Below are 25,712 nucleotides of genomic sequence, written 5' to 3'. Positions count from 1 at the left end.
CGGACAGGAGGGGACCATAAAGTCCAGGAGGTAAGGAGATGCCAAGACACAGACATTACAAGACCACGAGGTTTTACGAGACTGTCTTCGTTCTCAAGCCCACCTTCACGGAAGAAGAGGTGAAGCAAAAGGCGGAGGAGGTAAAGAAATTCATCGAGTCCAAAGGCGGAGAGATACTCCACTTTCAGGACTGGGGGACGAAGACCCTTGCCTACAGGATAGAGAACTTCAACCACGGCAGGTACTTTCTGATCCAGTACAAGACCGATAATCCCCAGCTACCCAACGAACTCGACTTCCAGCTCAAGATAAACGAGGACGTTATCAGGTGGCTCAACTTCCAGATCAAGGAGAGCGAGGTGATAAAGGGTGCTAAATAAGGTTCTCCTCATAGGAAGGCTTACCGGTGATCCCGTGATAAGGTACCTTCCCTCTGGGAGTCCGGTTACCGAGTTCAACATAGCCTGGAACAGGAGATACAGAGTAGGGGAAGAGTGGAAGGACGAGAGCCACTTCTTCGACATAAAGGCTTACGGGAAGCTCGCCGAAGATCTTTCCACAAGGCTCTCCAAGGGATACATGGTGGTAGTGGAAGGGAGGCTCGCTCAGGAGAGGTGGACGGATCAGGAAGGGAGGAGCAGGAGCAGGATAAGGGTTGTCGCCGAGTCCGTTCGTATAATCAGAAAGCCCAAGATAGAGGAGGAGATAGAGGAGGACGTCCTTCCCTCTCAGGAGAAGGAGATAGAGAAGATCGAAGAGGAGTTAAAGTCCTCCCTCGGAGAGGAGAAGCCCTTCGATGATGAGGACGAAATACCATTTTGAAGGAGGTAAGCGATGGCGATAAAGAGACCTACGAGGAAGAAGGTCTGTTACTTCTGTGAAAACAAGAAGGAGCCTGACTACAAGAATTATGAGGAGCTCAGGCAGTTCATGACCGAGAGGGCGAGGATAAAGTCGAGGAGGCAGACGAACCTCTGCAGCAAGCACCAGCGCAGACTCGCCCTTCAGATAAAGAGAGCGCGTCAGCTCGCTCTTCTTCCCTACGTCGTAGTCTGATAAGGAGGAAAGAAAGATGAAGGTAATCCTTACGAGGGATTTGGAAGGGTACGGTTTCTTCGGGGACATAATAGAGGTCAAGAGAGGCTTTGCCAACAACTACCTCATACCGAGGGGTTACGCCCTGCCCGCCACCGAGGGTAACGTAAAGCACGTTCAGGAGATCCTCAAACAGAAGCAGAGGAAGTTAGAGAGGGAAAAGAAGAAAGCTCGGGAGCTTGCCAAGAAGCTTGAAGGTGTCATCGTTGAGATTAAAAAGCCCGTGGGAGAGGCGGGCAAGCTCTTCGGCTCGGTAACCGCCACCGACGTGGTAAGCGCCTTGAGGGATAAAGGTATAGAGATAGAGAGGAAGAACGTTGTCTTCCCTCATCCTATAAGGGAGATAGGCGTTTATCCAATTACCATCAGGCTTCACAGGGAGGTGTCCGTGGAGATAAAGGTGGATGTCAAACCCGAGGAGAAAGATTAAATTATTTAAGCCATGAAAGAGATCGCGGTAGAAAAGAAAAAGGTAGGGTTTTCTATAGACGTTGTTTTCGTGCTCGTTGGTGTTGCTATAGCGGTAGGTCTCTCTCTTCTCCCTTACGAGAACACCTTCTGGTACAGATCCGCGATGCTGACCTACGGACTCGCCTCCTTGATCTATCTCGCTTATCTCGTGATAAGGGATAGCATCTTAGGGAGGATAGGAACGGGAGTTCTCTTTTTGGGGCTACTCCTCAACCTCACTGGAATGATAAGGAGGGGGATTGAGAGCTATCAGATGGGTGTGTTCCATCCTCCGTGGAGCAACCTCTTCGAGGCTCTTACCTTCTGGAGTTTTATAGCGGGTGCAGTTTATCTTATCATAGAGAGAAAATACGGCTTCAAACTCATAGGTGCCTTCGTCATTCCTGTTATATTTTTCACCTCTGCCTACGCCATCTTTAAGGCTTCCCATGAGATTCAGCCCCTCATGCCAGCCCTCAGGAGCTACTGGCTCTACCTACACGTTGTAACTGCCTTTACAGGGTACGCCGGCTTCACCGTAGCTTTCGGGGGAGCGGTCGCCTACCTGATAAAGGAGCACTTTGCAAACAACTCTTTTGTAAAAAAGTACTTCCCCTCGAAGGAGGTTCTTGACGAGATAACCTACAAATCCATAGCTATAGTCTTCCCGATATGGACAGCCTCGATAATCCTGGGTGCCGCTTGGGCTAACGAGGCTTGGGGCGGATACTGGAGTTGGGATCCCAAGGAGGTCTGGTCTCTGATAGTATGGCTCTTCTTCGGCGCTTACCTCCACGCGAGACAGCTTATGGGCTGGAGAGGAAAGAGGGTCGCCTGGATGGTTATCTTCGGTTTCATCACGGTGCTCATCTGCTTCTTTGCAATAAATCTATACTTCCCAGGGCTCCACAGCTACGCTACCGAGTAGTCTTCTTCGATCTTCTCTTTCTCCTCGACCTTGTGGCAGTTATCTCTTCCGTTATCTTTTTAGCATTTTTGATTGCTCTCTTCACTTTATCTTTGGAAGTCTTTAGCATCTTAGCCACCTTTTCGACTATTTCCTCGTTATCCATATCCTCCTCGAGGAGTTCTACGAGCGATAAGATCAGTCCAAGTTCGTTGTATCTTGTCTCGTACGCCTCAACTATGTCTTCATCAAGTTCAAGTTCCTTAGCTATCTCCTGGGGGTGCTCTCCCATGAGCTCATCGGTCAGGGAGAAAAGTCCGGTTATGTAAGCCTTCTCCTCGAGACCTGGGGCGTAGATCTTAGCGAGCTCCTCGGCGAGGCTCGCCCTGAGTAGAGATCTCTTTATAAGCTCCTCCTCCTCGTGAGCAGCGAAGAGCTCTGTGATAGCCAACGCTAAGGTGAAGTTGGCGACGTTGTTCAAACTTAGGAGGGATATGGCATCTTCTACCGAGTTTATGTCCTGTGCTCTCTCCCTATAGAGGGATTTGACAAAGCGCAGGAGCCTGTAAGTTGCACCAACATCGTGCTCTATAACTTCGGCTACCTTCTTTAGATCTCTCTTTTTAAGGGACTCGTAAAGCTTTATGACAGTGCTCTTCATAAAGTAAAGGCTCCTTACATCTCTTAAGGGTATAGGTTTGGACAGATAGAACCCCTGGAAGTAATCGACTCCGGCCCTCTTTGCCCTGTCGTAATCTTTCTCATTCTCTATATGCTTTGCTATTATTCCCTTGTTAAGTTCTTTGAGAATTCCAATCACCTCCCTCAGTTCCTCTTCTCCGTAGATCATCTCCCTCCAGTTGATCTTTACCATATGGCACTTGTTCAGTAAGGGGAGGTAGTTTACCTTTTCAAAACCGAAGTCGTCGATGCAGAATATAAAGCCTCTGTCCACGAGTTCGTTTACCGCCTTAAGAAGTTCATCACTTATGCTCTTGTTTTCAACAAGTTCTATGCCCACGAACTCAGAGGGGAGAAGTTCAAACATAGTTGCCTCTAAAAATAGGGAAGGAACGTTTATAAATACGGGTTTTCCATTCCCTATCTTCTCAGGACCTATGTCGGCGACGATGTTTATAGTTATGGATGTGGCTTTAAGGGGATCGAGATCCTTTGGAAACTCTTTTGTTCTTATATCTTTGAGCATAACTTCATAGAAGGCTACGTTCCCTTCCCTGTCGAATATGGGTTGTTTGAAAACCGCATACATATCTAAAGTCCTATTTTATATAACGGTTTTTTCCAAAGCTCCTTTAATTTCTCCTACGAGATATAAAGATCCGAGGGCTATCACTCTGTTTTCTAAAGAAAAAACCCTCGTAGGATTCTCAAGCACGTCTATCTTCTTGAAACCGAACACCTTAGCACCTTCGTAAAGCTCCTTGATCGGTTCTCCCCTGGGATGGGATATCTCCGTAAGTATTATTTTGTCGGTAAACCTTCTGAGTATCTTAAGAGATAGCTTCCATTCCTTCTCTTTAAGTCCTGTAAAGACGAAGTCCACATCACCGAACAGTCTGATAGCCTCCTTAGCGATCTTACCTACGGAGTAGGGATTGTGGGACCCATCCACAACCAGAAGGGGATCCTCTCTTAGAATCTCCATCCTGCCCTCCCATCTTGTTTTTTCGAGCGCTTTTACTACAACCTTGACATCCAGATCTGTAAAGAGCCTTGCTAAAGTTATAGCCATGGCTGCGTTATCCGCCTGCCACTTACCTAAGAGTCCGAGCCTGACCTTTTCTATATGAAGATCCTTGAACCTGTAACTGGTTAGATAGGTTCTCCCGTCGATGAGTTCGCTCCCGTACGTAAAATCTTCCCCGGCACAGATAAGTCCGTTCAAACCCATTTCCAAAGCCTTTGTATATAAGGGATACCTGGAACTTCCCAGAACCAGAGGAATGCCCCTTCTGTAAAGGTGTAGCTTTTCCCACGCTATCTCCTCAACGCTCTTCCCAAGCCACCTTGTGTGATCCCTTTCCGCGTTTGTTATCCCTATGACTACCGCCTCACTTACCTTCGTGGCGTCCCACCTTCCCCCCATCCCCACCTCCATGACCGCAACGTCCACCCCTTGATCTTTGAAGTAGAGGAGAGCTATAAGTGTAGCCGCCTCGAAGTAGGTGAGATCGAACCTCTCGAATACCTTCTTAAGATCCTTGACGTAATCCTCGAGGGTTTCTTCTGGCATCAGTGAGCCGTTTATCCTCCACCTCTCTCTCTCCTCTACAAGATGGGGAGATACGAACCATCCTGTTTTAAAGCCGTGTTCCCTTAAGATCCTTTCCAAGAAGGCGCAGGTAGATCCTTTTCCGTTAGTCCCTCCGACTAGTACAGAGGGAAAGCTCTTTTGGGGGTTTCCGACGTAGTCCGCGGCCTCTTTTATCCTGTTGAGGGTAGGCTCTATGTGATAGTCCTTCCCTTTGTAAAGATCCCAGAGTTTCATGGGAGAGAAATTAAAACATACCCGAACCTTTTCAAGTTAAAATTCCCTTTAGAAAACTTCAGGAGGAGCGAGCGTGAGGAAGTATGTACTGCCCGAAGGAGAGATACCTAAGAGGTGGCTAAACATAATCCCTCTACTGCCCGAGCCTTTGGAACCACCCCTTGATCCGGAAACTAAAGAACCTGTGTCTCCTGAAAAGCTCGCCGTCATCTTCCCCGAACCCCTTATAGAGCAGGAGGTGTCCGATAAGGAGTGGATAGACATGCCGGAGGAGGTTCTCGACATATACTCCCTCTGGAGACCGACGCCCCTTCACAGAGCCAAAAACCTTGAGGAGTACCTCGGAACGCCCGCCAAAATCTTCTACAAGAACGAGAGCGTATCACCTCCGGGATCTCACAAACCCAACACGGCGGTAGCTCAGGCTTACTACAACAAGATTTCGGGGGTAAAGAGATTAACTACCGAGACAGGGGCTGGTCAGTGGGGAAGTGCCCTTTCCTTCGCGACCCAGTTCTTCGATATAGAGTGCAGGGTTTACATGGTCAGGGTCAGCTACAACCAGAAGCCCTACAGAAGGATACTTATGGAGACCTGGAAGGGAGAGGTAATACCCTCTCCAAGTCCGTACACAAACGCGGGCAAGCAGTTCTACGAGAAGGATCCGGAGCACCCCGGAAGCCTTGGAATCGCAATAAGTGAAGCCATAGAGGAGGCGGCAACGAGGGAAGATACCAAGTACTCTCTTGGAAGCGTTCTCAACCACGTCCTCCTTCACCAGACGGTTATAGGTTTGGAAGCTAAAAAACAGATGGAGGAGGCGGGTTTCTACCCAGATGTGGTTATCGGTGCGGTCGGAGGAGGCTCTAACTTTGCAGGTCTCTCTTTCCCTTTCCTCGCAGACAAGCTCAGGGGGGATAAACCTGACCTTAAGGTTCTTGCAGTTGAACCCGAAGCCTGCCCCACCCTCACGAAGGGAGAGTACAGGTACGACTTCGGCGACACCGTCGGACTCACACCCCTCATAAAGATGTACACCCTCGGGCACGACTTCGTCCCACCACCCATCCACGCGGGAGGTCTCAGATACCACGGAGATGCTCCACTTGTGTGCAAGCTCTACGACCTCGGATACATAGACGCGGTAGCCTACAGGCAGACGGAGGTCTTCGACGCTGCAGTTACCTTTGCAAGAACTGAGGGTATAGTTCCCGCCCCCGAATCCTCCCACGCTATAAAGGCAGCAATAGACGAGGCTCTCAGGTGCAAGGAGACGGGAGAGGAGAAGGTAATTCTATTTAACCTCTCAGGACACGGATACTTCGACCTCTCCGCCTACGACAAGTACCTGAGGGGAGAGCTGGAGGATACCTGATCGGGAACCTAAATTATACTCACTGTGATAGGAAAGGTCTTCCAGATATTCCGTGAAAAGGGCGGACTTCTCAAAGCCCTCGACCTCTGGGATTGGTTCGAAAGCCTCGACGCGAGGGATCAGAAGAGGGTAAAGAAGTACTACTCCATAAAGGTCATAAAGAACCTGAGCTTTCCTTACAAGGCAAAGCACTTTGACAGCGGAGAGATAGAAAAAACCCTCTACACTAAGAGGACATTCTTAGCCACCATAGCCCAAACCGCCCTTCTCGAGGGAGACTACGAAACCGCCGAGTGGCTTTACAACGAGGCGCTCAAGATGGAAGGAACACCTTTGGAAGCTCACCTGATTCTCAACGACCTTATACTCTTGGCTCAGAAGCTAAAGGACTTTGAGAAGATAAAGAGATACTGTGAAGAGGACATAAAGCTCTATCCGGATTATAAGGATGTTTTGAGGGAACGCTCCGGCGGAGAGCTTCCCCAGATAAACGCCTTCGAGGTTTACGTCTATCTTCTGGAGAGAGAGGGAAAGGTAAGGGAAGCCCTTGATCTGGTGGAGTTCATAAAGAGAGAGGGAATAGCCTACCCCTACTACGAGGAGGTTAAGAGGAGGCTTGAGGAGAAGTTAAATAAAATCTAAAGTTGTGAAGGAAATAAGCAAACTTTTAAGAAAGATCGTTAGGCTCCAGAGGGAAGAGGAGATAATACCCCCCCACTCCTCGGTTCTCATAGCTCTCTCGGGAGGAGTGGACTCCGTAGTCCTTACATACGCCCTTTTGGAACTCAAGGATTTCTTTAAATTCGGCAGGCTCGCCCTCGCCCACTTCAACCACATGCTGAGGGAAGAGGCTAAGAGTGAGGAAGAGTTCTGTAAGGAGTTTGCCCGGAGTGTTGGGCTCGAGATATTCGTCGGCAGGGAAGAGGTAGGAAGGATAGCCGAGGAGGAGGGGAGGAACTTAGAGGAGATAGCGAGGGAGAGGAGGTACTCCTTCCTTAGGGAGGTCAAAGATAGAGAAGGATTCGACCTAATAGCGACCGCCCATCATCTCAACGATCTTGTGGAGACCGCTCTGATATGGCTCGTTAGAGGAGCGGGTCTCGAGGGACTGCTCGGCTTTGAACCCAGAGAGAGGGACGTGGTAAGACCCCTATACAGGGCTACGAGGGAAGAGATACTTTCCTACGCAAAAGCTAAAGATCTCCGATGGATAGAGGACACGAGTAACAGAGATCCCCGCTTTTTCAGAAACAGAGTAAGGCTCTCCGTTATACCGATCCTGAAGGAGGTAAACCCCAACTTGGAGGAAACCTTCCTGAGAACGAGGGAGATATTGAAAGAGGAGGACAGGCTCCTAAGGGAACTGACCAGGAAGGTAATAGAAAAGGTAAGAAGGGACGGCTGCCTCGACGCAAAAGAGCTTAAAAAGGAGAGTGTAGCTATCCAGAGGAGGGTTATAAGGGAGTTCTTCGGTCTTGTGAACTTCTCTAAGGTGGAGCAAGTCAGGAGATTGCTTGGCAAGGGCGGAGAGGTAAACGTCGGTGAAGGTAAAAGGATCGTGAGGAAGGCAGGTCTTATCTGCTTGAAAAAGCTCGTTTAAAATCTATCTTCTAATTCTACGGACGCACCTGAGGAGGAAAGGACGTGCAGATGTTTAAGAGCTTTTTTGTGTGGGTTCTTATAATCGGAGCTACTATCGTCGCCTTCAACATATTCGAGCAGAGACATGAACTCGCTACAAAGGTTCCCCTCAATAGCTTCGTTCAGCTCGTAGATGAGGGTAAGGTGGAGTCCGTCCAGGTAAAGGGCAGGACTATGGTTGCCGTTACCAAAGACGGGCAGAGGATAGAGACGGCCATACCTCCCGGATCCAACGTGGTGGACGACCTCGTCAAGAAGGGAGTCAGGGTAGAGGTGGACGCGGGAGATGCGGGAACCGGATGGCTCATAAATCTCTTCATCTCTTGGCTACCTATACTCCTCTTCATAGGTATATGGATCGCTCTGATGAGGCAGATGAGCGGAGGTGGTCCGGCTAACGGACCGGGCAGAGCCTTCTCATTTGGAAAGAGCAGGGCTAAGGTTTACATAGAGGAAAAACCCAAGGTAACCTTCGAGGACGTTGCGGGAATTGAGGAGGTGAAGGAGGAGGTAAAGGAGATAATCGAGTATCTCAAAGATCCTATAAAGTTTCAGAAGCTTGGAGGAAGACCTCCCAAAGGAGTACTCCTCTACGGAGAACCCGGCGTCGGTAAAACCCTGTTGGCGAGAGCTATAGCCGGTGAGGCTCACGTCCCCTTCATATCCATATCGGGCTCTGATTTCGTCGAGATGTTTGTGGGCGTTGGAGCTGCGAGGGTGAGGGATCTCTTTGAGACCGCAAAGAAGCACGCACCCTGCATAGTCTTCATAGACGAGATAGACGCGGTGGGAAGGACGAGGGGAGCTCTGAACCTTGGAGGAGGACACGACGAGAGGGAGCAGACCCTGAACCAGCTCCTCGTGGAGATGGACGGCTTTGATACCTCCGAAGGTATCATCGTGATCGCCGCTACCAACAGACCGGACATCCTCGACCCAGCGCTCCTCAGACCCGGAAGGTTCGACAGACAGATCTTCATTCCCAGACCGGACGTAAAGGGAAGGTATGAGATCCTGAAGGTTCACGCCAAGAACAAAAAGCTTGCCGAAGATGTTGATCTTGAACTCGTAGCACGCGCTACCCCCGGATTTACCGGTGCCGATCTTGAGAACCTACTGAACGAGGCGGCACTCTTAGCCGCGAGGAAGGGAAAGGATATCATCTCCATGGAGGAGGTTGAGGAGGCTATCGACAGGATAACGATGGGACTCGAGAGGAAGGGAATGGCTATATCTCCTAAGGAGAAGGAGAAGATAGCCTACCACGAGGCGGGACATGCCCTGATGGGATTTATGACTGAGGACGCCGATCCGGTTCACAAGGTTTCCATAATTCCGAGGGGTATGGCTCTTGGAGTTACCCAACAGCTCCCGATAGACGACAGGCACATTTACGACAAGAAGGATCTCTACGGAAGGATACTGATAATGATGGGAGGTAGAGCGGCGGAAGAGGTGTTCTACGGGAAGGAAGGGATAACCACCGGAGCGGAGAACGACCTCCAGAGGGCTACGGAGCTCGCCTACAGGATGGTGTCCATGTGGGGAATGAGCGACAGAGTGGGTCCCTTAGCCATAAGGAAGGTTTCCAACCCCTTCCTCGGAGGGATGAGCAACAGCATAGAGACAAGTCAGGAACTCCTGAGGGAGATAGACGAAGAGGTTAAGAAGATCCTCACCGAAGCCTACGAGACCGCCAAAGCTACTATAGAGATGTACAAAGAACCGCTCAAGGCGGTGGTTAAGAAGCTCCTTGAGAAGGAGACCATAACCTGCGAGGAGTTCGTTGAGACCTTGAAGTTATACGGCGTTGAGGTAAAGAACCAGTGCAGAAAGGAAGAGAAGACCTTTGAAGATACCAAGAAAGAGATTGAGAAACAGCAGGAGGAGGTAGTCTGATGGGAATGACCATTACAGAGAAGATCCTTGCGGATCATGCCGGGAGGAAGGAGGTAAGGCCCGGCGACCTGATAACAGCCAAGATTGACCTCGCGATGGCGAACGACGTTACCGCACCCCTCGCCATCAAGATCCTCGAGAAATACGGGATTGAAGAGGTCTTTGATCCTAACAGGATAGCCCTCGTTCTCTCCCACTTCGTTCCCGCAAAGGATATAAAGTCCGCGGAGCAGGCTAAGATAGTTAGGGACTTCGCGAAGAAGCACGGTATCAAGTGGTTCTTTGAAGAGGGAGAAGGCATAGAGCACACAATCCTTCCCGAAAAGGGAATAGTGGTTCCCGGAGATCTGGTGGTCGGTGCGGACTCCCACACCTGCACCTACGGAGGCATAGGAGCCTTCGCAACCGGAGTTGGATCTACGGACATAGCCTACGCTATGGCAACGGGTGAGATATGGCTCAGGGTCCCAGAATCCATGAAGTTCATCTTCTATGGAAAGCCCAAGCCCTGGGTGATGGGGAAGGATCTTATACTCCACACCATAGGTCAGATAGGGGTTGACGGTGCCCTCTACAGGGCTATGGAGTTTGAAGGTGAGGCCATAAGGGCTCTTTCCATAGAGCAGAGGCTCACCATAACCAACATGGCTATAGAGGCGGGAGGTAAGAGTGGGATAATAGCTCCCGACGAGAAGACGATAGAGTACGTTAAAGAAAGAGCTCAGAAGGAGTGGAAGGTCTATCAGAGCGATCCCGATGCGGAGTATCACTCCGTTTATGAGTGGGACGCGGGCAAGATAGAACCTCTCGTCGCGTGGCCCTATCTGCCTTCCAACGTTCACACCGTAACGGAGTCCACTCACATAAATATAGATCAGGCTTTCATAGGATCCTGCACAAACGGAAGGCTTGAGGATCTGAGGATAGCCGCGAAGGTCTTTGAGGCGGCGATGAAGCAGGGTAAGAAGGTTCACCCTTACGTCAGGTGTATAGTCATTCCTGCCTCTAAGAACGTTTACCATCAGGCTCTCCACGAGGGATTGATAGATATCTTCATAGAGGCAGGTTGCGTGGTCTCCACCTCCACCTGCGGTCCCTGTCTCGGCGGTCATATGGGAGTCCTCGCCGAGGGTGAGAGATGTATATCCACCTCTAACAGGAACTTTCCCGGAAGGATGGGACATCCCAAGTCCGAATCCTACTTAGCTAATCCGGCGGTAGTAGCCGCGAGCGCGGTGCTCGGAAGGATAGCCCATCCCGAAGAGGTGGTGAAGGCGGAGGAGCTGGCAGAGGTCTCCTGAAGCCTGTATAATTCTTCCATGCTCGGAATAATAGGGGGGAGCGGATTATACGAACTGGAGGGCCTTAAGGTTTTAGAGGAAAGGGAGATAGAGACGCCCTTCGGTAAACCCTCCTCCTCCATAGTCATAGGCGAACTCGAAGGTAAAAGGGTCGCATTTCTTGCGAGACACGGCAGGGATCATTCCTTCCCACCCCACTTAGTACCTTACAGAGCTAACCTGTGGGCTTTCAGAGAGATAGGTGTTGACAGAGTTCTCGCCATATCCGCTGTGGGAAGCATAAACAAACTTTTCAGACCGGGAGACTTCGTTGTAATCGACAACTTTATGGATTTCACTAAGAGTAGGAAGAGCACATACTACGAAGGTAGGTTTTCAAAGAGGGTAAAAGGAAGTGATAGTGTAGCCAAGTTACTGAATGAGGGCAAGGTGGTTCATATAGACGTAACAGAACCCTACTGCCCGGAGATGAGATCTTCACTTATCGGTATTCTCGAGAAACTGAGACTTAGGCACCATGGGGCAGGAGTCTACGCATGTACCGAGGGACCGAGATTTGAGAGCAGAGCAGAGATAGAGATGTTGGCGAAGTTGGGAGCAGACGTCGTAGGCATGACCGGATACCCCGAGGTTGTGCTGGCGAGGGAGCTTGCCATGTGCTACACTTCCCTCTGTGTAGTAGCCAATCCAGCTGCCGGTATATCCAAGCACAGACTCACAAGCGACGAGGTTATAGAGCTCATGAAACAGAAAGAGGAAGAGATAAAACATGTGCTTAGGCTATTTATAGCAAAGATCGAAAAAAGAAGTTGCCGTTGTGAAGAGGTGCTCGAGGGTGCGGAGGTGTAGGTTTGGAAAATCTCTTGGCTAATGAGGCTCTCAAGGAGCTTGGTTTCGGTGGGGCTATAGGCTTTCTGGTCGGCTTCACGCTGAAGAGGGTATTCAAGCTGTTAGCTTTCGTGTTGGGACTCTATCTCTTAAGCCTTATCTGGCTTGCCGACAACGGTGTAATAACGGTAAACTGGACTGCTCTGGAGAACTTCGCGCGAGGGTTCTTCTCTTCTTTTCAAAGCTTTGCTCAGAATATAGTGAGGACCGCTTCCTTCGGTGGCGGTTTTGCCGTTGGCTTCGCCATAAGCATGAAAGTATAATATTGCCCGATGTATGAGTTTCAGGGAAGGGAAAGGTGGGCGACCCGCATAGGTCTTATCCTCGCCATGGCGGGGAACGCCGTTGGGCTTGGGAACTTCCTCCGCTTCCCCGTTCAGGCTGCCGAAAACGGCGGTGGTGCCTTCATGATCCCCTACATAATCTCCTTTCTTCTCATAGGCATACCTCTAATGTGGATAGAGTGGGCAATAGGCAGATACGGGGGGGCTCGAGGACACGGAACCACACCCGCTATATTTTACTTACTGTGGGAAAATAAGTTTTCGAAGGTAATAGGTGTTTTTGGTCTCTGGATTCCTCTCGTGGTAATCATATACTACGTCTATATTGAATCCTGGACCCTTGGCTTTGCAATAAAGTTCCTCATGGGTCTCGTCCCCTCGGTCCCGGCGAACGGTTCGGATCCAAATACCTATCTCGAGCCCTTCAAGAACTTCCTTCAAAGTTATGTGGGAACTGGTGAGGACATAATCCATCCCTCGGTTTACGCCTACGTGATGTTCGTGATAACTATGCTCATCAACGTATGGATACTTAGCAGGGGGGTTTCGAAAGGTATCGAAGCTTTCGCAAAGATCGCCATGCCCACTCTCTTTATATTGGCTGTTATCCTTGTTGTTAGGGTATTTCTTTTGGAAACCTCTTACGGGAATGCCCTTCAAGGTCTCAATTTCCTTTGGAAACCGGATCTCTCCAAGCTGACGGATCCTCAGGTGTGGATAGCTGCTTCGGGACAGATATTCTTCACTTTAAGCCTCGGCTTCGGGGCGATAATAACCTACGCCTCTTACATAAGAAAAAATCAGGACATAACCCTGAGCGGACTGACTGCAGCCTCCCTGAACGAGACCGCTGAGGTGATTCTCGGAGGATCCCTCGCCATACCCGCGGCGGTCGCTTTCTTCGGTGTTGCCAACGCCGTCGCGATAGCCCAGTCCGGGGCTTTTAACCTTGGCTTCATAAGCCTCCCTGCTATCTTCGCCAACATGCCCGCGGGGACGTTCCTCGGATTTCTGTGGTTCTTCCTTCTTTTCTTCGCCGGTCTTACCTCCTCCTTAGCTCTGATGCAGCCCCTGATAGCCTTCTTCGAGGACGAGTTCGGGCTATCAAGGCTTAGTTCCGTTCTGATGACGGCAGGGATAGTCTTCTTCAGCGCCCATCTCGTTATATTCCTCAGCGGATCCCTCGACGAGATGGATTTTTGGGCAGGCACGATCGGTGTCGTCTTTTTCGGTCTCTTGGAGGTAATTCTCTTCCTCTGGATATTCGGAGGTAATAAAGCTTGGGATGAGATAAACAGGGGTGGGATAATAAAGGTTCCAAGGATTTACTACTACGTGATGAGGTATATAACACCCCTGTTCTTGATTATCCTTCTTGGAACCTGGGCTACTCAATACATCCCCAAAGTGTTGGCTGAAACCCACTGGACTGTGTGGGTTACAAGGTTCTACCTTATAGGTCTCTTCCTCTTCTTAACATTGCTTGTATTCATAGCCGAAAGGAGAAGACCAAAGGAGGTGTCCTGTGAATAGGATAATGATATTTCTTTTATCTTTATACTTCGGTCTCGGAGGTTTTTTCAGTTTTTATATGGCTCCCCTCCTATTTAAGACTCTTGAGAGGTCCATCGCTGGAAGTGTTGTGGAAAAGGTTTTTCCCGTTTACTTCGGTATAGGTATAGCGGCGGTGGGGGTATCCCTATTATTAGCCCTTAGTTCAAGGATGCCGAGGTTTCTCGATACTCTTCTAATAGTCAACTTGATCATCCTGTTAGCCCTTGAGTTTTACGTCCTGCCAAAGGCACACTCTCTTAAGGTTGCAGGCTCGCCCGAGTTTATGAAGATACACCTTATATCGGTGATAATGAGTACTGTCTCCCTCTTCTTTACCTTTGGGGCTATCGTCTATCTTATAGTCAAGAGGGATGTTGGTTCTTAGGCTCTCTCAGGTTCCGGTCCCGAAAACAAACAGGTATATACGCAGGAAAGGAGGAAAGGTTTTCAAGCCCCCGCGGGTGAAGAACTGGGAGGTAAGGGCTCTCTGGGAGATAAGACAGCAGTATTCTGGAGACCCCATAGACCGGGAGGTGTCGGTAGACATAACCCTCATACTTCCCAACAGAAGGAAGAGGGACATAGACAACATGCTTAAAAGCCTTTGGGACGTTCTTGAAAAAGCAGGGGTATTGAAGAACGATAACCTAATCTACGAAGTAAGAACTGTTAAAAAGATAGAGAAAGGAAACCAAGGTGTAATCATAAAGATAAAGGAGCTAAGCCAGCAGACTTAAGAATTCTGGTACAGGCCTCTTCCTCTGAAAGCCTATCGAGGTTTATCTCCTCCCATCCCTGCTTCCTGAACCACCTTATCTGTCTCTTGGCGTACTCTTTGGTATTTTTTACTATCTGCTGCACGGCATCCTCTAAGGAGATCTCTCCCTTTAAGTAAGGGATCAGTTCCTTGTATCCAATAGCCTGAGACGATGTAAGGAAGCTCTCAAAGCCTCTTTTCATCAACTTTTCCACCTCTTTAACGAGGCCTCTCTCTACCATTTTGTTCACTCTCTTCTCTATCCTTTCTGATAGGCTCTCCCAATCCCGCGTTATGTAAAAACCTTTAAACTTAAGTCTCGGCTCTCCCCACCTGTGATAGCTTGAGAAAGGCTTCCCTGTTTCTATAAAGACTTCCAAAGCCCTAACTACCCGTCTGATATCCCTCGGGTGTATCTTCCGAGCGTAAACGGGATCTACAGCCTTTAGCTTCCCGTAGAGCCATGTCCCTTCCTTCTTTTCAGCCAGCTCGTAAAGTCTCTTTCTCAGACTCCAGTTAGGCTCTGGTGTGTCCTCTATACCGTAGAGAAGGGCTTGAAGGTAGAGGTAAGTCCCCCCTACCACGATCGGTACTTTACCCTGACTCTTAACGCCCTCTATAGCCCTGAGTGCGAGTTTCTCAAAGAGCTTTGCATCGAAGTACTCTCCCGGATCGGCTACATCGATAAGGTGATGCCTTACCACACTCATGCATTCCTTAGGCTTGGCGGTTCCTATGTCCATACCTCTGTAAACAGCCATCGAGTCTGCACTTATGATCTCCCCATCTATCTCCTTAGCTATACGACAGGCTATCTCCGACTTTCCGCTCGCCGTTGGACCTCCAATAACTAAAAGCTCTTTCATCTTGAAAAGCCTTAGCTACCGATAGATAATAATATATTGCCCTACGGGGTGTAGCTCAGGTGGCAGAGCGTCGGCTTTGGGAGCCGAAGGTCGCAGGTTCAAGTCCTGCCACCCCGATGAGCGCAGGGCCCGTAGCTCAGCAGGACAGAGCAGGGGATTTCTAATCCCCAGGTCGGAGGTTCGAGTCCTCCCGGGCCCGCTTTATCCCCACTTGAGTTTCTTCCTAAGGATCTCAAAGAAGTTCTTATCTGGATGTAGGTATATATCACAGGACCTTTTAGATCTACCTATTTCTATTAAATCCCCCTCTTTCAAAAACATCCCCTCCTGACCGTCCATAGTAAGGAAACTGACCTTATCCTTGGAAAGGATCTTAAGTTTTATTGCGAAGTTCGAGGGAAGAACTACCGGTCTATTTGAGAGTGTATGAGGACATATAGGAACGAAGAGAATATTTTCTGAATCGGGATATATAATCGGACCTCCGGCAGAAAGGGCGTAAGCGGTAGAACCGGTAGGTGTGGAAACTATTACCCCATCACCGTATATGCGAACCATGAACTCCTCGTTGGCGTAAACCTCTATTTCCATTATCCTCGCAATAGCACTTTTGGAAACAACAACGTCGTTTAGGAAGTTACCGAGGAACTTTCTTAACCTTCCCCTCCTGAGATAGGTAGAGAGCATCATCCTCTTCTGTTTCTTCACTCTTCCCGATAGTATGTCCTTAAGGACATCGATTGCCTCGTGCCTCTCTATCTCCGTAAGAAATCCAAATCTCCCTTCGTTTACGCCCACCACTGGGACACCAAACCTTGAAGCGAGGCGGGCACCTGCTAAGAAGGTCCCGTCCCCTCCGACGACCACCATAAGGTCATATCCCTTGAGAGAGGTCTTCCTCTCCACACCAGGACTGTTTACTACCCTGCCTACTTTACAGCCCCTGCTTTTTAAAAACTTGCTTATCTCACGAGCGGTGGATTTAGCCTCCGACGAATCCTTTATGAAGAGGATTATCTTTCTCATGCCAGCTCGTCTATTATCTCGCAGATAACGTGCCCGAGGGTTATGTGGCACTCCTGGATCCTGGGTGTTTCGTAGGAGGGTACCACGAAAGAGTAGTGAGCTATCTCAACCACCTTGCCTCCGTTTCTGCCTGTGAAGGCTACGGTTGTGGCTCCAAGGTCGTGGGCTTTCCTGAGAGCCCTTATCACGTTCTCCGAGTTCCCCGAGGTGGTGATGCCTATCGCCACGTCTCCGGGCATGCAGAGAGCTTCTATCTGTCTTTCGAAAATCGTTTCGAAGCCGTAATCGTTACCTACGGCTGTGAGTATGGAGGTATCGGTGGTCAGTGCTATAGCAGGCAGTCCTTTTCTTTCCTTCTTAAACCTACCCACTATCTCCGCCGCTATGTGCTGGGCGTCCGCAGCGCTTCCCCCGTTTCCGAAGAGCAGAACCTTGTTGCCGTCCTTGAGGGCGGTTACTATTATACTCCCCACCTCGTAGATCTGATCTTTGTAAAGCTCCACGAAGGCGAGCTTAACCTCGGCGCTCTCTTTGAAAGATGAAACTATTCTCTCTACCATAGTCTTCATTTTAAAAGAGGAAGCCCTCTCTCCTCTCCGATCTCTTTATCTCCTCGAGATCAACGTAGTCTTTTATCATGTTCAAGAACTCCTCTTCGTTTATCGTCTTTGTTCCGAGCTGTTTTGCTCTATTCAGCTTCGTCCTGCCCGGATCCTCACCCACCACGAGGTAGGTCGTTTTAGAGGTTACTGTGTTGGAGAACACCCCTCCGAGACTCTCCACTATCTCTCCAGCCTTCTCCCTCGAACAGCACCTTAGAGTACCCGTAAAGACGAAGACCATACCCTTAAGGGGTCCTTCTTTCTCCAACTTAGTTCTCCTCAGTTTGACACCGGCTTTATCGAGCTTCTCTATTACTTTCAGGTTCTCTTCCCTCGAAAAGAACTCCTTTATGCTCCTCCCCACTATCTCCCCTATACCCTCTATCTTTATAAGCTTTTCTAAGGGTATATCCTTAAGGTCCCATATGCTGTCTATCACCTGAGCGAGCTTCTTAGCCGTCGTCAGACCCACGTACCTTATTCCCAGTCCGTAAAGAACCCTGTCAAGCCCCCTGTTCTTGGACTCCTGTATGGCGTTGTAGAGGTTCATCGCAGCCTTCTCAGCAAAGCCCGGAAGTTTCATAAGATCGGTCGGCTTCAGGTAGTAAAGGTCTCCCACGTCTTTGACGAGACCCTTCTCATAGAGAGCCTTAGCGGTAGCCTCCCCGAGTCCTCTAATGTCCATAGCCTCCCTGCTTCCCCAGTGCTTTAACCTCAAAACCACCTGAGCAGGACAGGCTATGTTTATACATCTCCAGGCTACCTCACCCGGCAACTTCACGAGCTTGGAACCGCAGGAGGGACAGTATTCGGGGAACTTTATGGGTACCTCGTCCCCGTCCCTCGCCTCCTTTATCACCTCCACCACGTAGGGTATGACATCTCCTGCTCGCTCCACGAGAACGAGATCTCCTATCCTTATGTCCTTTTCCTTAATAAAATCCTCATTAAAGAGAGAAACGGAGGATACCGTAACTCCCCCGATCTGAACCGGCTCGAGCTTGCCGACCGGCGTTACAGTCCCGACCCTTCCGACCTGAAAGACTACGTTTATGAGCTTTGTAGTAGCCTGCTTGGGTTTGAACTTAAAGGCTATAGCCCACCTCGGATGGTGAGAGGTGAAGCCGAGAACCTCGTAGAACTCCTTTCTGTTTACCTTTATCACCATCCCGTCCAGTTCGTAGAGATACTCCTCTCTCTTCTCCTCCCACTCCCTGCAGTACTCGATTACCTCGTCTATCCCTCTGCACACCTTCATGTCGGGAAAGGGGGTCTTGAAGCCGAGTCTGTGGAGCATCTCTATAGCCTCGTAGTGAGTGGGGGGGTGCTTGGATTCGGGCTCCACGTAGGAGACCTGATAAACTACGGCATCCAGCTTCCTCTTGGCGACCTCCGTCGGGCTCTGAAGCCTTATCGAGCCTGCTGCAGCGTTCCTTGGATTGGCGAAGGGAGGGAGTCCCTCCTCGAGCCTCTCCTCGTTCATCTTCCTGAACTCTTCTTTGTTTATCAGAACCTCACCCCTTATTTCTATCAACTTGATACCGAAGGCGGAGAAGTCCGCCCTCAGGAGTATAGTTCTTACGGTTCTGAGATTGTTGGTTATATCCTCCCCCGTCTCTCCGTCTCCCCTTGTGGCTCCTCTCACAAATATGTCATTCCTGTAAACAAGGGCTATCCCCGCTCCGTCGTACTTAGGTTCCACGCTGTACTCAACCACCTCCAAGCCTGTTAACTCCCTTACCCTCCTGTCGAAGTCCCTCAGCTCCTCTTCGGTGTAAGCGTTGTCCAGAGAGAGCATTGGGGTGTAGTGTCTTACCGTCGGGAAGGCTCCCGTGATCTCGCTCGCCACCCTCTGGGTTGGTGAATCGGGGGTGATTAGCTGGGGATACTTCTTTTCTAAATCCCTTAATGCCCTGAAAAGTTGGTCGTACTCGTAGTCCGATATAACGGGGGAGGCCTGGACGTAGTACTTGTAGTCGTGGTACCTTATAACCTCCCTCAACTTCTCCACGTAGCCCTTGGCCTCTTCAAGGGAAGCTTTCTTTACCTTGGAAAGCTCTTTAAGGAGGTCTCTCGTGAGTTCTATCAGCTCCCTCTCTCTTTCTGGTGTGTACATAGGAATAATTTAATCACTCTATCCTGATGTTTATCTCTTTTCTCTGCCCATTCCTGAGGATTACCACCTTGAGGCTTGGCTCGTTCCTAAGAACCTGAAGGAGTCTGAAGGCATCCTCACCGCTCTTTATGGTCATGTTGTTTATCGAAACGAGGACGTCTCCCCTCCTCAGACCCGCCCTGTAAAACAGACTCCCCGGTTTTATCCACTCGAAGATAAATCCCTCTGTTCGCCCGTTCTTCACGTAGGGAACGAGCCTTATCTCCCTGAACATTATTCCCGGATCCTTGGTTATCCTCTCTATCTCCCTACGGGAGATCTTAACCTCTCCTAACGCGGTCGGCGCTCTGACAGGTGCTGTCTCCGCTCTTCTTTTTTCGAGTAAAAGCTCGATCCTACGACCGCTAAACCTAACCAACGCTCTGTTCCTGTAAACTTTTTCCAGAAGCACTCCCTTCTTCTCCTTACCCTCTTCAAGCACGATCGGTTTCCCTCCCACCTCGAGCAGAGCTAAGTTTTTAAATCCAAGGGAGATACCTAAAAGTTTTATGTCGATCCTTTCCTCGGTGGAGGTTTTTGGGAGAGCCGCATCCTTAACCTCAGCCTTGGGAAAGATCTTAGAAAAGGCTTCAATGACCTTATCTGTGGAAGGCTCTTCTTTCTTAACTTGAGGGACCTTTATCCCATCAAATATCTTCTGAGATACAACGAGTATAAGGACACTTCCGGCGAGCAGGGACAGGGAGGCGATCAGAGGCAGGGATGGGATAAGCCAGTTCATTATATTATTATCTTATGCCTGTTAAGAGATACGATGCAGTTGTTATTGGAGGCGGTGGAGCTGGTCTAAGGGCGGCAATAGAGATAGCGAGAGATCCCCATCTCAAGGTAGCCCTCGTTTCTAAGGTTTACCCAACACGTTCCCACACGGGAGCGGCTCAAGGAGGTATGAACGCAGCCTTGGGGAACGTTGTTCCGGATGATAACCCGGAAGCCCACGCCTACGATACGATAAAGGGATCGGACTTCCTCGCAGATCAGGATGCGGTCTTCTTCATGACTGAGAATGCTCCTGAAATAATCCACGAGCTCGACCGCTGGGGTGTTCCCTTTTCGAGGCTCGAGGACGGGAGGATCGCCCAGAGACCCTTCGGAGGAGCCTCCTTCCCGAGAACGGTTTACGCAGCGGACAAGACGGGACATGTTCTCCTCCACACCCTCTTCGAGCAGGCTTTGGCAAGGGACAACATAGACTTCTACAACGAGTTCTTCCTGCTCGACCTCATCCACGACGGGGAGAGAGTTAAGGGAGTATCCATATACGACATAAAGAACGGGGAGGTGATCACCCTCCAGACGAAGGCGGTGATCTTAGCCACCGGAGGTTTTGCAAGGATATACTGGTTTAGGAGTACTAACGCCATAGGTAACACGGGGGACGGGCAGGCGGTAGCTCTCAGGAACGGAGTTCCTTTAAAGGATATAGAGTTCATCCAGTTCCACCCTACGGGGCTTGCGAAGACCGGGATACTTCTCTCGGAAGCCTGCAGGGGAGAGGGCGGATACCTGATAAACAGACTCGGCGAGAGGTTCATGAAGAGGTATGCCCCTGAGAAGATGGAGCTCGCTCCGAGGGACATGGTCTCAAGGGCTATAGAGTACGAGATAATGGAGGGAAGGGGAATAGGTGAGGGTGCGAGGGCTTACATATACTTAGATTTGAGACACCTCGGCGAGGAGAAGATAAACGAGAGACTCCCTCAGGTCAGACAGCTCGCCATCGACTTCGAGGGCGTGGATCCCGTCAAGGATCCCGTTCCCATAAGACCCACAGCTCACTACTGCATGGGAGGTATTCACGTAACCGATTACAGAACCTCCGAGACACCGCTCAAAGGACTCTACGCCATAGGGGAGTGTGCCTGCGTCTCGGTCCACGGTGCCAACAGGCTCGGGGGGAACTCCCTCATAGAACTCCTCGTTTTCGGCAAGTTCGGGGGAATAGCCGTCAGGGAGTTTGTGAAGGAGACGGACTTTATTCCAATCTCCGAAGGGGAGATGAGAAAGGGAGAGGAGTTTATCGAGAGCCTGATGAAGAGGGAAGGCAAGGAGAGCCTTGCGGAGATCAGATCCCAGATGGGGGAGATAACCTGGGCTAAGATGGGCATATTCAGGGACGAGCGTTCTCTGAAGAGCGCTTACGAGGAGCTTTCCGAACTCTTGGAGCGTTGGGAAAACATACCGGTGGTCGATAAGTCCAAGGTCTTTAACACAAACCTTATAGAACTCCTGGAGCTCAGGAACATGCTTGAGCTTGCAAGGGCGGTTGCCTTCGGTGCCCTTCACAGAAGAGAGTCCCGAGGAGGACACACGAGGGAGGACTACCCCGAAAGGGACGACGAGAACTTTTTAAAGCACTCCCTCATCTACTACGAGAACGGAGAGCTGAAAATAGACTACATACCCGTGAGGATAACCAAGTATCAACCGGCGGAGAGGAAGTATTAAAGTGAAATTAGACCTTACTTACAGAACGCTTATCGATCTATCTAAAGGAGCTTCGATTGGTATGTTCATCGCAGGTTTGGTGGCACTTGTTGTATATCGCAAGGTGAAAGGCTGGTTCCTTCTTATAGCTTTATTCTTTGGATCTTTCTTAGCACTTGCCCTATCTTATGACAGGAGGATTGGAAATACCAACTGATATAATCTTAGCCATAATACTTACTTTCTCATTTCTCTTAGGCGCTTGGTTCGTAATCTACAAACTCGAAAACAGGGCAGAGCCGAGCAAAAGATAGATATCAAACTTTTATATACTTCAGATAATCCCTTATCCCCTCCTCAAGGCTGTATTCCGGTTCGTATCCCAGTTCTTCCTTCGCCCTGCTTATGTCCGCCTCGGTGTACTCCTGATAGAAGTCGTAGGGGCAGTCGAAGTACTCGGTCTCTAAGTTCGTTCCCAGTTCCCGATTGAGTATCTCTATTATCTCGTTGAAGCTCCTCGCCCTCCCCGTGCCGATGTTGAAGATACCGGAGACGTCCTTCTCTAAAGCCAAGAGGTTAGCCTTCACAACGTCCTTTATGTAAACGAAGTCCCTCTTCTGCTCTCCCCACTTGAATATCCTCGGTCTCTGTCCGTGCATCATCTTCACCGCAAGCTGGTATATCATGCTCGCGGACTTTCCCTTGTAAGACTCCCTCGGTCCGTAGACGTTGAAGTACCTGAAACCCACTATCCTCATCTCTGGGTAACGCTCCATGTAGTCCATCGCTATATGATCCATCATCAGTTTGGAGAAGCCGTAAACGTTTTCAGGCTCCAGACCCCTGTCTTCTTTCATAGGAGCGGGCGTATTCCCGTAAACTCCTGCAGAGGAGGCGTAGATCACCTTGGCGTTCCACTCCAAAGCGGAGTCGAGGAGATACCTGAAGCTGTCGGCGTTGGTCTCCATCATGAGCTTCTGATCCGTGATCGTCGTATCCGTTATAGCCGCCTCGTGGAATATCACATCGAAGGCAAACCTGCTCCTCAGATAGTCCCATAACTCCCTGTCCCTTATGTCCCCGGTTATTACCTCTCCCTTAAAGCCTATGAGGTTCTTAAAGTGTCCGGAGGAGAAGTTGTCCAAGACGTATATCTTGGCTTCGGGATACCTCTCCTGCAGGGCGAAGGCTATGTTTGATCCTATAAAACCGGCTCCGCCGGTGATGAGGACACGCATGGGATTATTATAAAGGCTATAATTCGTAGTTATGGAGGTCAAATCAACAACCATCCTCGCTGTCAGGAAGAACGGAGAGACGGTTATAGGCGGGGACGGACAGGTAACGGTGGGAAGCTCCGTGATAAAGCACAGAGCCAAGAAGATAAGGAGGCTCTACAAGGATCAAGTAGTTGTAGGTTTTGCGGGGAGTGCGGCGGACGGGATGGCTCTTATGGAGAGGCTCGAACGGAAGTTGGAGGAGTTCAGGGGGAACCTTCTCAGAGCGTCGGTAGAGCTTGCGAAGGACTGGAGGATGGACAAGTACTTAAGGAGACTTGAGGCTCTCCTCTTGGCGGTGGACAGGGAACACATGCTTTTAATTTCGGGGAACGGGGACATCATAGAACCGGATGAGCCCGTTTTAGGGATAGGTTCGGGGGGAGACTACGCCCGTTCGGCGGCTTTGGCTCTCTACAGGAACACCGATCTGAGCGCCGAAGAGATAGTGAGGAAGTCCTTGGAGATAGCGTCCCAGATATGCGTATATACCAACTCCGAGTTCGTTATCGAGAAGCTTTAGGGACGTAAAGAACTCCCAAAACACCGCCCCAGAGAAGATGAAGCAGGAAGAGGGAGATGTGGTCTTTCAGGGGCATATTCAGGAACTCCCTCATGAACTTGGCACCGCCGAAGGCGGTTATTAATAGGACTAACAAGACGAGAAAATGCCAGAGAAGTCCGAAGGTCAGACCTTTAAGAAAACCCGAACTGAAGGGAATTCTCCTATATACCGCCGGGTGGACGAAGGGAACGGCGAGAACCACGGAGTTAATAGTGTGTCCGATAGCCATGATCCAGTCCTCTAAACCTTCAAAGATACCCCACATCTTTATAAGCTCTATGTAGTGTCTGTAAGTTCCAAAGAGCCCGAGGAAGCCCTCAAGCATGAGGTCGGCACCCATCATGACGTAGCCCGCTACAGAGCTTGCAAAGAGATAGCTGGGGAAGTTAACGCCTCTCAGGATCTCACTCAAGGTATCTCTTTACCTCCTGCTGGAGGGAGGTCGGGAGCCCGAGCTTTCTGAGCCTCTCCTCGTCCGCCCTTATGAACTCGTATAGGTTCTCAAAGTTCCTGTATATGATCCTCTTCCTCACCTCACCCACTCCCCTGACCTTAGACAGAACGTCCTCAAGAGCCTTCTTCGTTCTTAGCTTCCTGTTGTAGGAGAGAGCGAACCTGTGGGCTTCGTCCCTTATTAGACCGAAGACCCTGTAGAGGATAGGTTCCTCCTTCAGTCTTATCTCCCTGCCTTTCTCTGTAAAGAGGATCTCCTCCTCCTTCGCGAGGGAGAAAACCTTTAAGGGAAGGTTGAACCTTCTCTTTACGGATATGCCCACGTTGAGCTGTCCCTTACCCCCGTCTATGAGCCATATATCCGGCATGGGTTCGTTCTTCTCCTTCAATCTCTTTGCCCTCCTCTCCAGGACCTCCCTCAAGGCTCCGTAGTCGTCTATTCCGTTTAACGTCTTTATCCTGTATCTCCTGTACCTCCTCTTGTTCATCCTCCCCTCCTCCCAGACCACGCAACTACCCACCACGTCCTCCCCGTAGAAGTGGGAGATGTCAAAGCCCTCTATTATCTTGGGCATAGGGATGTTCAACTTCTCCTCAAACTCTCTTCTGAGAAGATTGAAGTCAAGACCCTCCTTAACGTTCTCCTCCGCGAGGGATAGTAGCTCCGGCGGAACATCGGTGGAGAACTCCGTTGAGCCCTTGGATCTTTCTCTGACCCACCTCTTCACCTCTTCGGGGATAACGAAGTTGGAAAGGATCGTTTCAGGAACGAAGTTGGAGTAGTAGTATCCCAAGATGAACTCCTCAAGATCCTCCTCCCTCTCGAGATCGTAGATCTCCTTGCTGACCAGTTTCCCTCCCCTTATGAGGAAGAGACCTATCCTCCTTCCTACCTTGTAGAAGAGATCCGCCGAAGAGAAGGGAAGTCCCGATACGCTCTGACCCCTCGTTATGTTCTCAAGAGCCTTTATCTGATCCCTTATCTGGGCGCACTTCTCAAAGAGAAGCTCCTTAGAAAGCTCCTCTATCCTCTCGTAGAGCTTCGGGAGAACTTCCGCAACCTCTCCAGACAGGAGCGCCTTAGTTCCTTCCACGCTGAGCCTGTAGTCCTCTTTACTCACCAGTCCCGCACAGGGAGCGGAGCAGAGACCCAAGTGGTAATCCATGCATGGCTCTCTCCTCTGGGGTAAGGGATCGCAGGTTCTGAGCTTGAAGAGCCTGTGGATCAACTTCTTGACCTTGTAAGCCTTGCTCGCCTGAAGGAAGGGACCGAAGAGGAGACCCTTGTGCTCCGTCCCCCTGACGACCTTCACCGTGGGGTAAGGATCCTCCGTAAGGAGTATCATCGGATAGCCTCCTCCGTACTTGTGGAGGACGTTGTATTTGGGCTTGTGGGACTGGATGAGATCCACCTCTAAAACGAGAGCCTCGAATTCGTTCCTCGTTACTATCCACTCTATACTTATCGAGTCTCTGAAGATGGCGAACTCCTTTGGATCGCTTTCAGAGAGCTTCAGATGTTGCTGGAGCCTCTTCTTTATGTTCTTAGCCTTGCCTATATATACGGGCTTCCTCTTTCCTCTGAATATGTAAACTCCGCACTTTTCCGGAGCCCTCTCTATCAGAGCGGACCAATCCATAGGAGAGAATATAAACTAAA

General features: G+C 50.0%; 27 protein-coding genes and 2 tRNA genes. 19 read left to right on the top strand and 10 right to left on the bottom strand.

Translation table 11 applies throughout. The annotated features are described in order from the left end of the window. Nucleotides 1-38 precede the first annotated feature (38 nt). Genes rpsF through ccsB form a run of 5 tightly spaced genes read left to right on the top strand, consistent with a single transcriptional unit; the run spans nucleotide 39 to nucleotide 2,473 of the window. On the top strand, nucleotides 39-380 hold the full coding sequence (gene rpsF / locus ACZ483_RS05430) for a 30S ribosomal protein S6 (RefSeq protein WP_464323175.1): 342 nt from the start codon (nucleotides 39-41) through the stop codon (nucleotides 378-380). Continuing rightward, nucleotides 370-822: a single-stranded DNA-binding protein gene (gene ssb, locus ACZ483_RS05425; protein ID WP_464323174.1), complete on the top strand. Its 453-nt coding sequence runs from the start codon at nucleotides 370-372 to the stop codon at nucleotides 820-822. Before rpsF ends, ssb begins: the two co-directional genes overlap by 11 nt. A gap of 12 nt (nucleotides 823-834) precedes the next feature. Next, on the top strand, nucleotides 835-1,056 hold the full coding sequence (gene rpsR / locus ACZ483_RS05420) for a 30S ribosomal protein S18 (protein ID WP_464323173.1): 222 nt from the start codon (nucleotides 835-837) through the stop codon (nucleotides 1,054-1,056). A 16-nt stretch (nucleotides 1,057-1,072) separates the two neighbouring features. Beyond that, on the top strand, nucleotides 1,073-1,525 hold the full coding sequence (rplI, locus tag ACZ483_RS05415; protein ID WP_464323172.1) for a 50S ribosomal protein L9: 453 nt from the start codon (nucleotides 1,073-1,075) through the stop codon (nucleotides 1,523-1,525). A 12-nt stretch (nucleotides 1,526-1,537) separates the two neighbouring features. Further along, entirely contained in the window at nucleotides 1,538-2,473 is a 936-nt protein-coding gene (gene ccsB, locus ACZ483_RS05410) for a c-type cytochrome biogenesis protein CcsB (RefSeq protein ID WP_464323171.1), read from the top strand. Here ccsB and ACZ483_RS05405 read toward each other — a convergent pair. Together ACZ483_RS05405 and ACZ483_RS05400 are read right to left on the bottom strand one after the other, a co-directional pair. Continuing rightward, nucleotides 2,463-3,722, bottom strand: a complete 1,260-nt coding sequence (locus tag ACZ483_RS05405; RefSeq protein WP_464323170.1) for an EAL and HDOD domain-containing protein — start codon at nucleotides 3,720-3,722, stop codon at nucleotides 2,463-2,465. The genes ccsB and ACZ483_RS05405 overlap by 11 nt on opposite strands. Nucleotides 3,723-3,737: 15 nt before the next feature. Next, nucleotides 3,738-4,961: a bifunctional folylpolyglutamate synthase/dihydrofolate synthase gene (locus ACZ483_RS05400; protein ID WP_464323169.1), complete on the bottom strand. Its 1,224-nt coding sequence runs from the start codon at nucleotides 4,959-4,961 to the stop codon at nucleotides 3,738-3,740. Nucleotides 4,962-5,034: 73 nt separating this feature from the next. Here ACZ483_RS05400 and ACZ483_RS05395 point away from each other — a divergent pair, with 73 nt between their 5' ends. Genes ACZ483_RS05395 through ACZ483_RS05350 form a run of 10 tightly spaced genes read left to right on the top strand, consistent with a single transcriptional unit; the run spans nucleotide 5,035 to nucleotide 14,640 of the window. Continuing rightward, nucleotides 5,035-6,336 carry a TrpB-like pyridoxal phosphate-dependent enzyme gene (locus ACZ483_RS05395; protein ID WP_464323168.1) on the top strand — a complete coding sequence of 434 codons (1,302 nt, stop codon included), beginning with the start codon at nucleotides 5,035-5,037 and terminating at the stop codon, nucleotides 6,334-6,336. Nucleotides 6,337-6,360: 24 nt separating this feature from the next. Next, on the top strand, nucleotides 6,361-6,978 hold the full coding sequence (locus ACZ483_RS05390) for a hypothetical protein (RefSeq protein ID WP_464323167.1): 618 nt from the start codon (nucleotides 6,361-6,363) through the stop codon (nucleotides 6,976-6,978). 4 nt (nucleotides 6,979-6,982) lie between these two features. Next, nucleotides 6,983-7,936: a tRNA lysidine(34) synthetase TilS gene (gene tilS, locus ACZ483_RS05385; RefSeq protein ID WP_464323166.1), complete on the top strand. Its 954-nt coding sequence runs from the start codon at nucleotides 6,983-6,985 to the stop codon at nucleotides 7,934-7,936. A 44-nt stretch (nucleotides 7,937-7,980) separates the two neighbouring features. After that, complete coding sequence (gene ftsH, locus ACZ483_RS05380) at nucleotides 7,981-9,876, top strand: ATP-dependent zinc metalloprotease FtsH (protein WP_464323165.1); 1,896 nt, start codon at nucleotides 7,981-7,983, stop codon at nucleotides 9,874-9,876. Next, entirely contained in the window at nucleotides 9,876-11,177 is a 1,302-nt protein-coding gene (gene leuC / locus ACZ483_RS05375) for a 3-isopropylmalate dehydratase large subunit (RefSeq protein WP_464323164.1), read from the top strand. Before ftsH ends, leuC begins: the two co-directional genes overlap by 1 nt. Nucleotides 11,178-11,195: 18 nt before the next feature. Beyond that, the gene (gene mtnP / locus ACZ483_RS05370) at nucleotides 11,196-12,026 is read left to right on the top strand and encodes an S-methyl-5'-thioadenosine phosphorylase (RefSeq protein WP_464323163.1); all 831 of its coding nucleotides are present in this window, start codon (nucleotides 11,196-11,198) and stop codon (nucleotides 12,024-12,026) included. A 2-nt stretch (nucleotides 12,027-12,028) separates the two neighbouring features. After that, complete coding sequence (locus tag ACZ483_RS05365) at nucleotides 12,029-12,328, top strand: FUN14 domain-containing protein (protein ID WP_464323162.1); 300 nt, start codon at nucleotides 12,029-12,031, stop codon at nucleotides 12,326-12,328. Nucleotides 12,329-12,337: 9 nt separating this feature from the next. Further along, nucleotides 12,338-13,882: a sodium-dependent transporter gene (locus tag ACZ483_RS05360; protein WP_464323161.1), complete on the top strand. Its 1,545-nt coding sequence runs from the start codon at nucleotides 12,338-12,340 to the stop codon at nucleotides 13,880-13,882. Continuing rightward, entirely contained in the window at nucleotides 13,875-14,288 is a 414-nt protein-coding gene (locus ACZ483_RS05355) for a DUF4149 domain-containing protein (RefSeq protein ID WP_464323160.1), read from the top strand. Before ACZ483_RS05360 ends, ACZ483_RS05355 begins: the two co-directional genes overlap by 8 nt. Beyond that, nucleotides 14,275-14,640: a RusA family crossover junction endodeoxyribonuclease gene (locus tag ACZ483_RS05350; RefSeq protein WP_464323159.1), complete on the top strand. Its 366-nt coding sequence runs from the start codon at nucleotides 14,275-14,277 to the stop codon at nucleotides 14,638-14,640. The genes ACZ483_RS05355 and ACZ483_RS05350 overlap by 14 nt, the downstream gene beginning before the upstream one ends. Here the strand turns inward: ACZ483_RS05350 and miaA are convergent. Continuing rightward, on the bottom strand, nucleotides 14,606-15,526 hold the full coding sequence (miaA, locus tag ACZ483_RS05345; RefSeq protein ID WP_464323158.1) for a tRNA (adenosine(37)-N6)-dimethylallyltransferase MiaA: 921 nt from the start codon (nucleotides 15,524-15,526) through the stop codon (nucleotides 14,606-14,608). The two genes, ACZ483_RS05350 and miaA, sit on opposite strands and share 35 nt — an antisense overlap. Nucleotides 15,527-15,570: 44 nt before the next feature. Between miaA and ACZ483_RS05340 the strand changes: the two genes are divergently transcribed. Both ACZ483_RS05340 and ACZ483_RS05335 read left to right on the top strand, forming a co-directional pair. After that, a tRNA-Pro gene (locus ACZ483_RS05340) sits at nucleotides 15,571-15,643 on the top strand. An 8-nt stretch (nucleotides 15,644-15,651) separates the two neighbouring features. Further along, nucleotides 15,652-15,725 (top strand) — tRNA-Arg (locus tag ACZ483_RS05335). A gap of 2 nt (nucleotides 15,726-15,727) precedes the next feature. Here ACZ483_RS05335 and ACZ483_RS05330 read toward each other — a convergent pair. The 4 genes from ACZ483_RS05330 to gspC are packed head-to-tail and all read right to left on the bottom strand — an operon-like array spanning nucleotide 15,728 to nucleotide 20,051. Next, nucleotides 15,728-16,552, bottom strand: a complete 825-nt coding sequence (locus tag ACZ483_RS05330) for an NAD(+)/NADH kinase (protein WP_464323157.1) — start codon at nucleotides 16,550-16,552, stop codon at nucleotides 15,728-15,730. Beyond that, entirely contained in the window at nucleotides 16,549-17,112 is a 564-nt protein-coding gene (locus ACZ483_RS05325) for a D-sedoheptulose 7-phosphate isomerase (protein WP_464323156.1), read from the bottom strand. Before ACZ483_RS05325 ends, ACZ483_RS05330 begins: the two co-directional genes overlap by 4 nt. A 10-nt stretch (nucleotides 17,113-17,122) precedes the next feature. Beyond that, nucleotides 17,123-19,270, bottom strand: coding sequence for an NAD-dependent DNA ligase LigA (gene ligA / locus ACZ483_RS05320; protein ID WP_464323155.1), 2,148 nt, complete (start codon nucleotides 19,268-19,270; stop codon nucleotides 17,123-17,125). Between the two features lie 13 nt (nucleotides 19,271-19,283). Then, nucleotides 19,284-20,051: a type II secretion system protein GspC gene (gene gspC, locus ACZ483_RS05315; RefSeq protein ID WP_464323154.1), complete on the bottom strand. Its 768-nt coding sequence runs from the start codon at nucleotides 20,049-20,051 to the stop codon at nucleotides 19,284-19,286. A gap of 14 nt (nucleotides 20,052-20,065) precedes the next feature. On the opposite strand from gspC, the gene ACZ483_RS05310 reads away from it, so the two are divergent. Continuing rightward, nucleotides 20,066-21,778, top strand: coding sequence for an FAD-dependent oxidoreductase (locus ACZ483_RS05310; protein ID WP_464323153.1), 1,713 nt, complete (start codon nucleotides 20,066-20,068; stop codon nucleotides 21,776-21,778). Nucleotides 21,779-22,074: 296 nt separating this feature from the next. Here the strand turns inward: ACZ483_RS05310 and rfaD are convergent, their stop codons facing one another. Further along, nucleotides 22,075-22,995, bottom strand: coding sequence for an ADP-glyceromanno-heptose 6-epimerase (gene rfaD, locus ACZ483_RS05305; protein ID WP_464325132.1), 921 nt, complete (start codon nucleotides 22,993-22,995; stop codon nucleotides 22,075-22,077). A 31-nt stretch (nucleotides 22,996-23,026) separates the two neighbouring features. Between rfaD and hslV the strand changes: the two genes are divergently transcribed. After that, on the top strand, nucleotides 23,027-23,557 hold the full coding sequence (gene hslV, locus ACZ483_RS05300) for an ATP-dependent protease subunit HslV (protein ID WP_464325131.1): 531 nt from the start codon (nucleotides 23,027-23,029) through the stop codon (nucleotides 23,555-23,557). Here hslV and ACZ483_RS05295 read toward each other — a convergent pair. Beyond that, nucleotides 23,541-24,011, bottom strand: a complete 471-nt coding sequence (locus ACZ483_RS05295; RefSeq protein WP_464325130.1) for a hypothetical protein — start codon at nucleotides 24,009-24,011, stop codon at nucleotides 23,541-23,543. The genes hslV and ACZ483_RS05295 overlap by 17 nt on opposite strands. Further along, nucleotides 24,004-25,692 (bottom strand): excinuclease ABC subunit UvrC, encoded by a 1,689-nt coding sequence (gene uvrC / locus ACZ483_RS05290; RefSeq protein ID WP_464325129.1) that lies wholly within the window; start codon nucleotides 25,690-25,692, stop codon nucleotides 24,004-24,006. Before uvrC ends, ACZ483_RS05295 begins: the two co-directional genes overlap by 8 nt. Nucleotides 25,693-25,712 lie beyond the last annotated feature (20 nt).

The sequence above is a fragment of the Hydrogenivirga okinawensis genome (assembly GCF_055385515.1).
The sequence above is the reverse complement of the archived record's forward strand: the minus strand, read 5'-3'. Positions and strand labels throughout refer to the sequence as shown.

Bases quoted from the DNA above. Each gene is read 5' to 3' on its own strand.
- rpsF (WP_464323175.1), top strand. From the start codon at position 39: ATGCCAAGACACAGACATTACAAGACCACGAGGTTTTACGAGACTGTC.
- mtnP (WP_464323163.1), top strand. From the start codon at position 11,196: ATGCTCGGAATAATAGGGGGGAGCGGATTATACGAACTGGAGGGCCTT.
- ACZ483_RS05405 (WP_464323170.1), bottom strand. From the start codon at position 3,722: ATGTATGCGGTTTTCAAACAACCCATATTCGACAGGGAAGGGAACGTA.
- ccsB (WP_464323171.1), top strand. From the start codon at position 1,538: ATGAAAGAGATCGCGGTAGAAAAGAAAAAGGTAGGGTTTTCTATAGAC.
- uvrC (WP_464325129.1), bottom strand. From the start codon at position 25,692: ATGGATTGGTCCGCTCTGATAGAGAGGGCTCCGGAAAAGTGCGGAGTT.
- leuC (WP_464323164.1), top strand. From the start codon at position 9,876: ATGGGAATGACCATTACAGAGAAGATCCTTGCGGATCATGCCGGGAGG.
- miaA (WP_464323158.1), bottom strand. From the start codon at position 15,526: ATGAAAGAGCTTTTAGTTATTGGAGGTCCAACGGCGAGCGGAAAGTCG.
- hslV (WP_464325131.1), top strand. From the start codon at position 23,027: ATGGAGGTCAAATCAACAACCATCCTCGCTGTCAGGAAGAACGGAGAG.
- rpsR (WP_464323173.1), top strand. From the start codon at position 835: ATGGCGATAAAGAGACCTACGAGGAAGAAGGTCTGTTACTTCTGTGAA.
- ligA (WP_464323155.1), bottom strand. From the start codon at position 19,270: ATGTACACACCAGAAAGAGAGAGGGAGCTGATAGAACTCACGAGAGAC.
- gspC (WP_464323154.1), bottom strand. From the start codon at position 20,051: ATGAACTGGCTTATCCCATCCCTGCCTCTGATCGCCTCCCTGTCCCTG.
- ACZ483_RS05360 (WP_464323161.1), top strand. From the start codon at position 12,338: ATGTATGAGTTTCAGGGAAGGGAAAGGTGGGCGACCCGCATAGGTCTT.
- rplI (WP_464323172.1), top strand. From the start codon at position 1,073: ATGAAGGTAATCCTTACGAGGGATTTGGAAGGGTACGGTTTCTTCGGG.
- ACZ483_RS05330 (WP_464323157.1), bottom strand. From the start codon at position 16,552: ATGAGAAAGATAATCCTCTTCATAAAGGATTCGTCGGAGGCTAAATCC.
- ACZ483_RS05400 (WP_464323169.1), bottom strand. From the start codon at position 4,961: ATGAAACTCTGGGATCTTTACAAAGGGAAGGACTATCACATAGAGCCT.
- rfaD (WP_464325132.1), bottom strand. From the start codon at position 22,995: ATGCGTGTCCTCATCACCGGCGGAGCCGGTTTTATAGGATCAAACATA.
- ACZ483_RS05310 (WP_464323153.1), top strand. From the start codon at position 20,066: ATGCCTGTTAAGAGATACGATGCAGTTGTTATTGGAGGCGGTGGAGCT.
- ACZ483_RS05350 (WP_464323159.1), top strand. From the start codon at position 14,275: ATGTTGGTTCTTAGGCTCTCTCAGGTTCCGGTCCCGAAAACAAACAGG.
- ACZ483_RS05325 (WP_464323156.1), bottom strand. From the start codon at position 17,112: ATGGTAGAGAGAATAGTTTCATCTTTCAAAGAGAGCGCCGAGGTTAAG.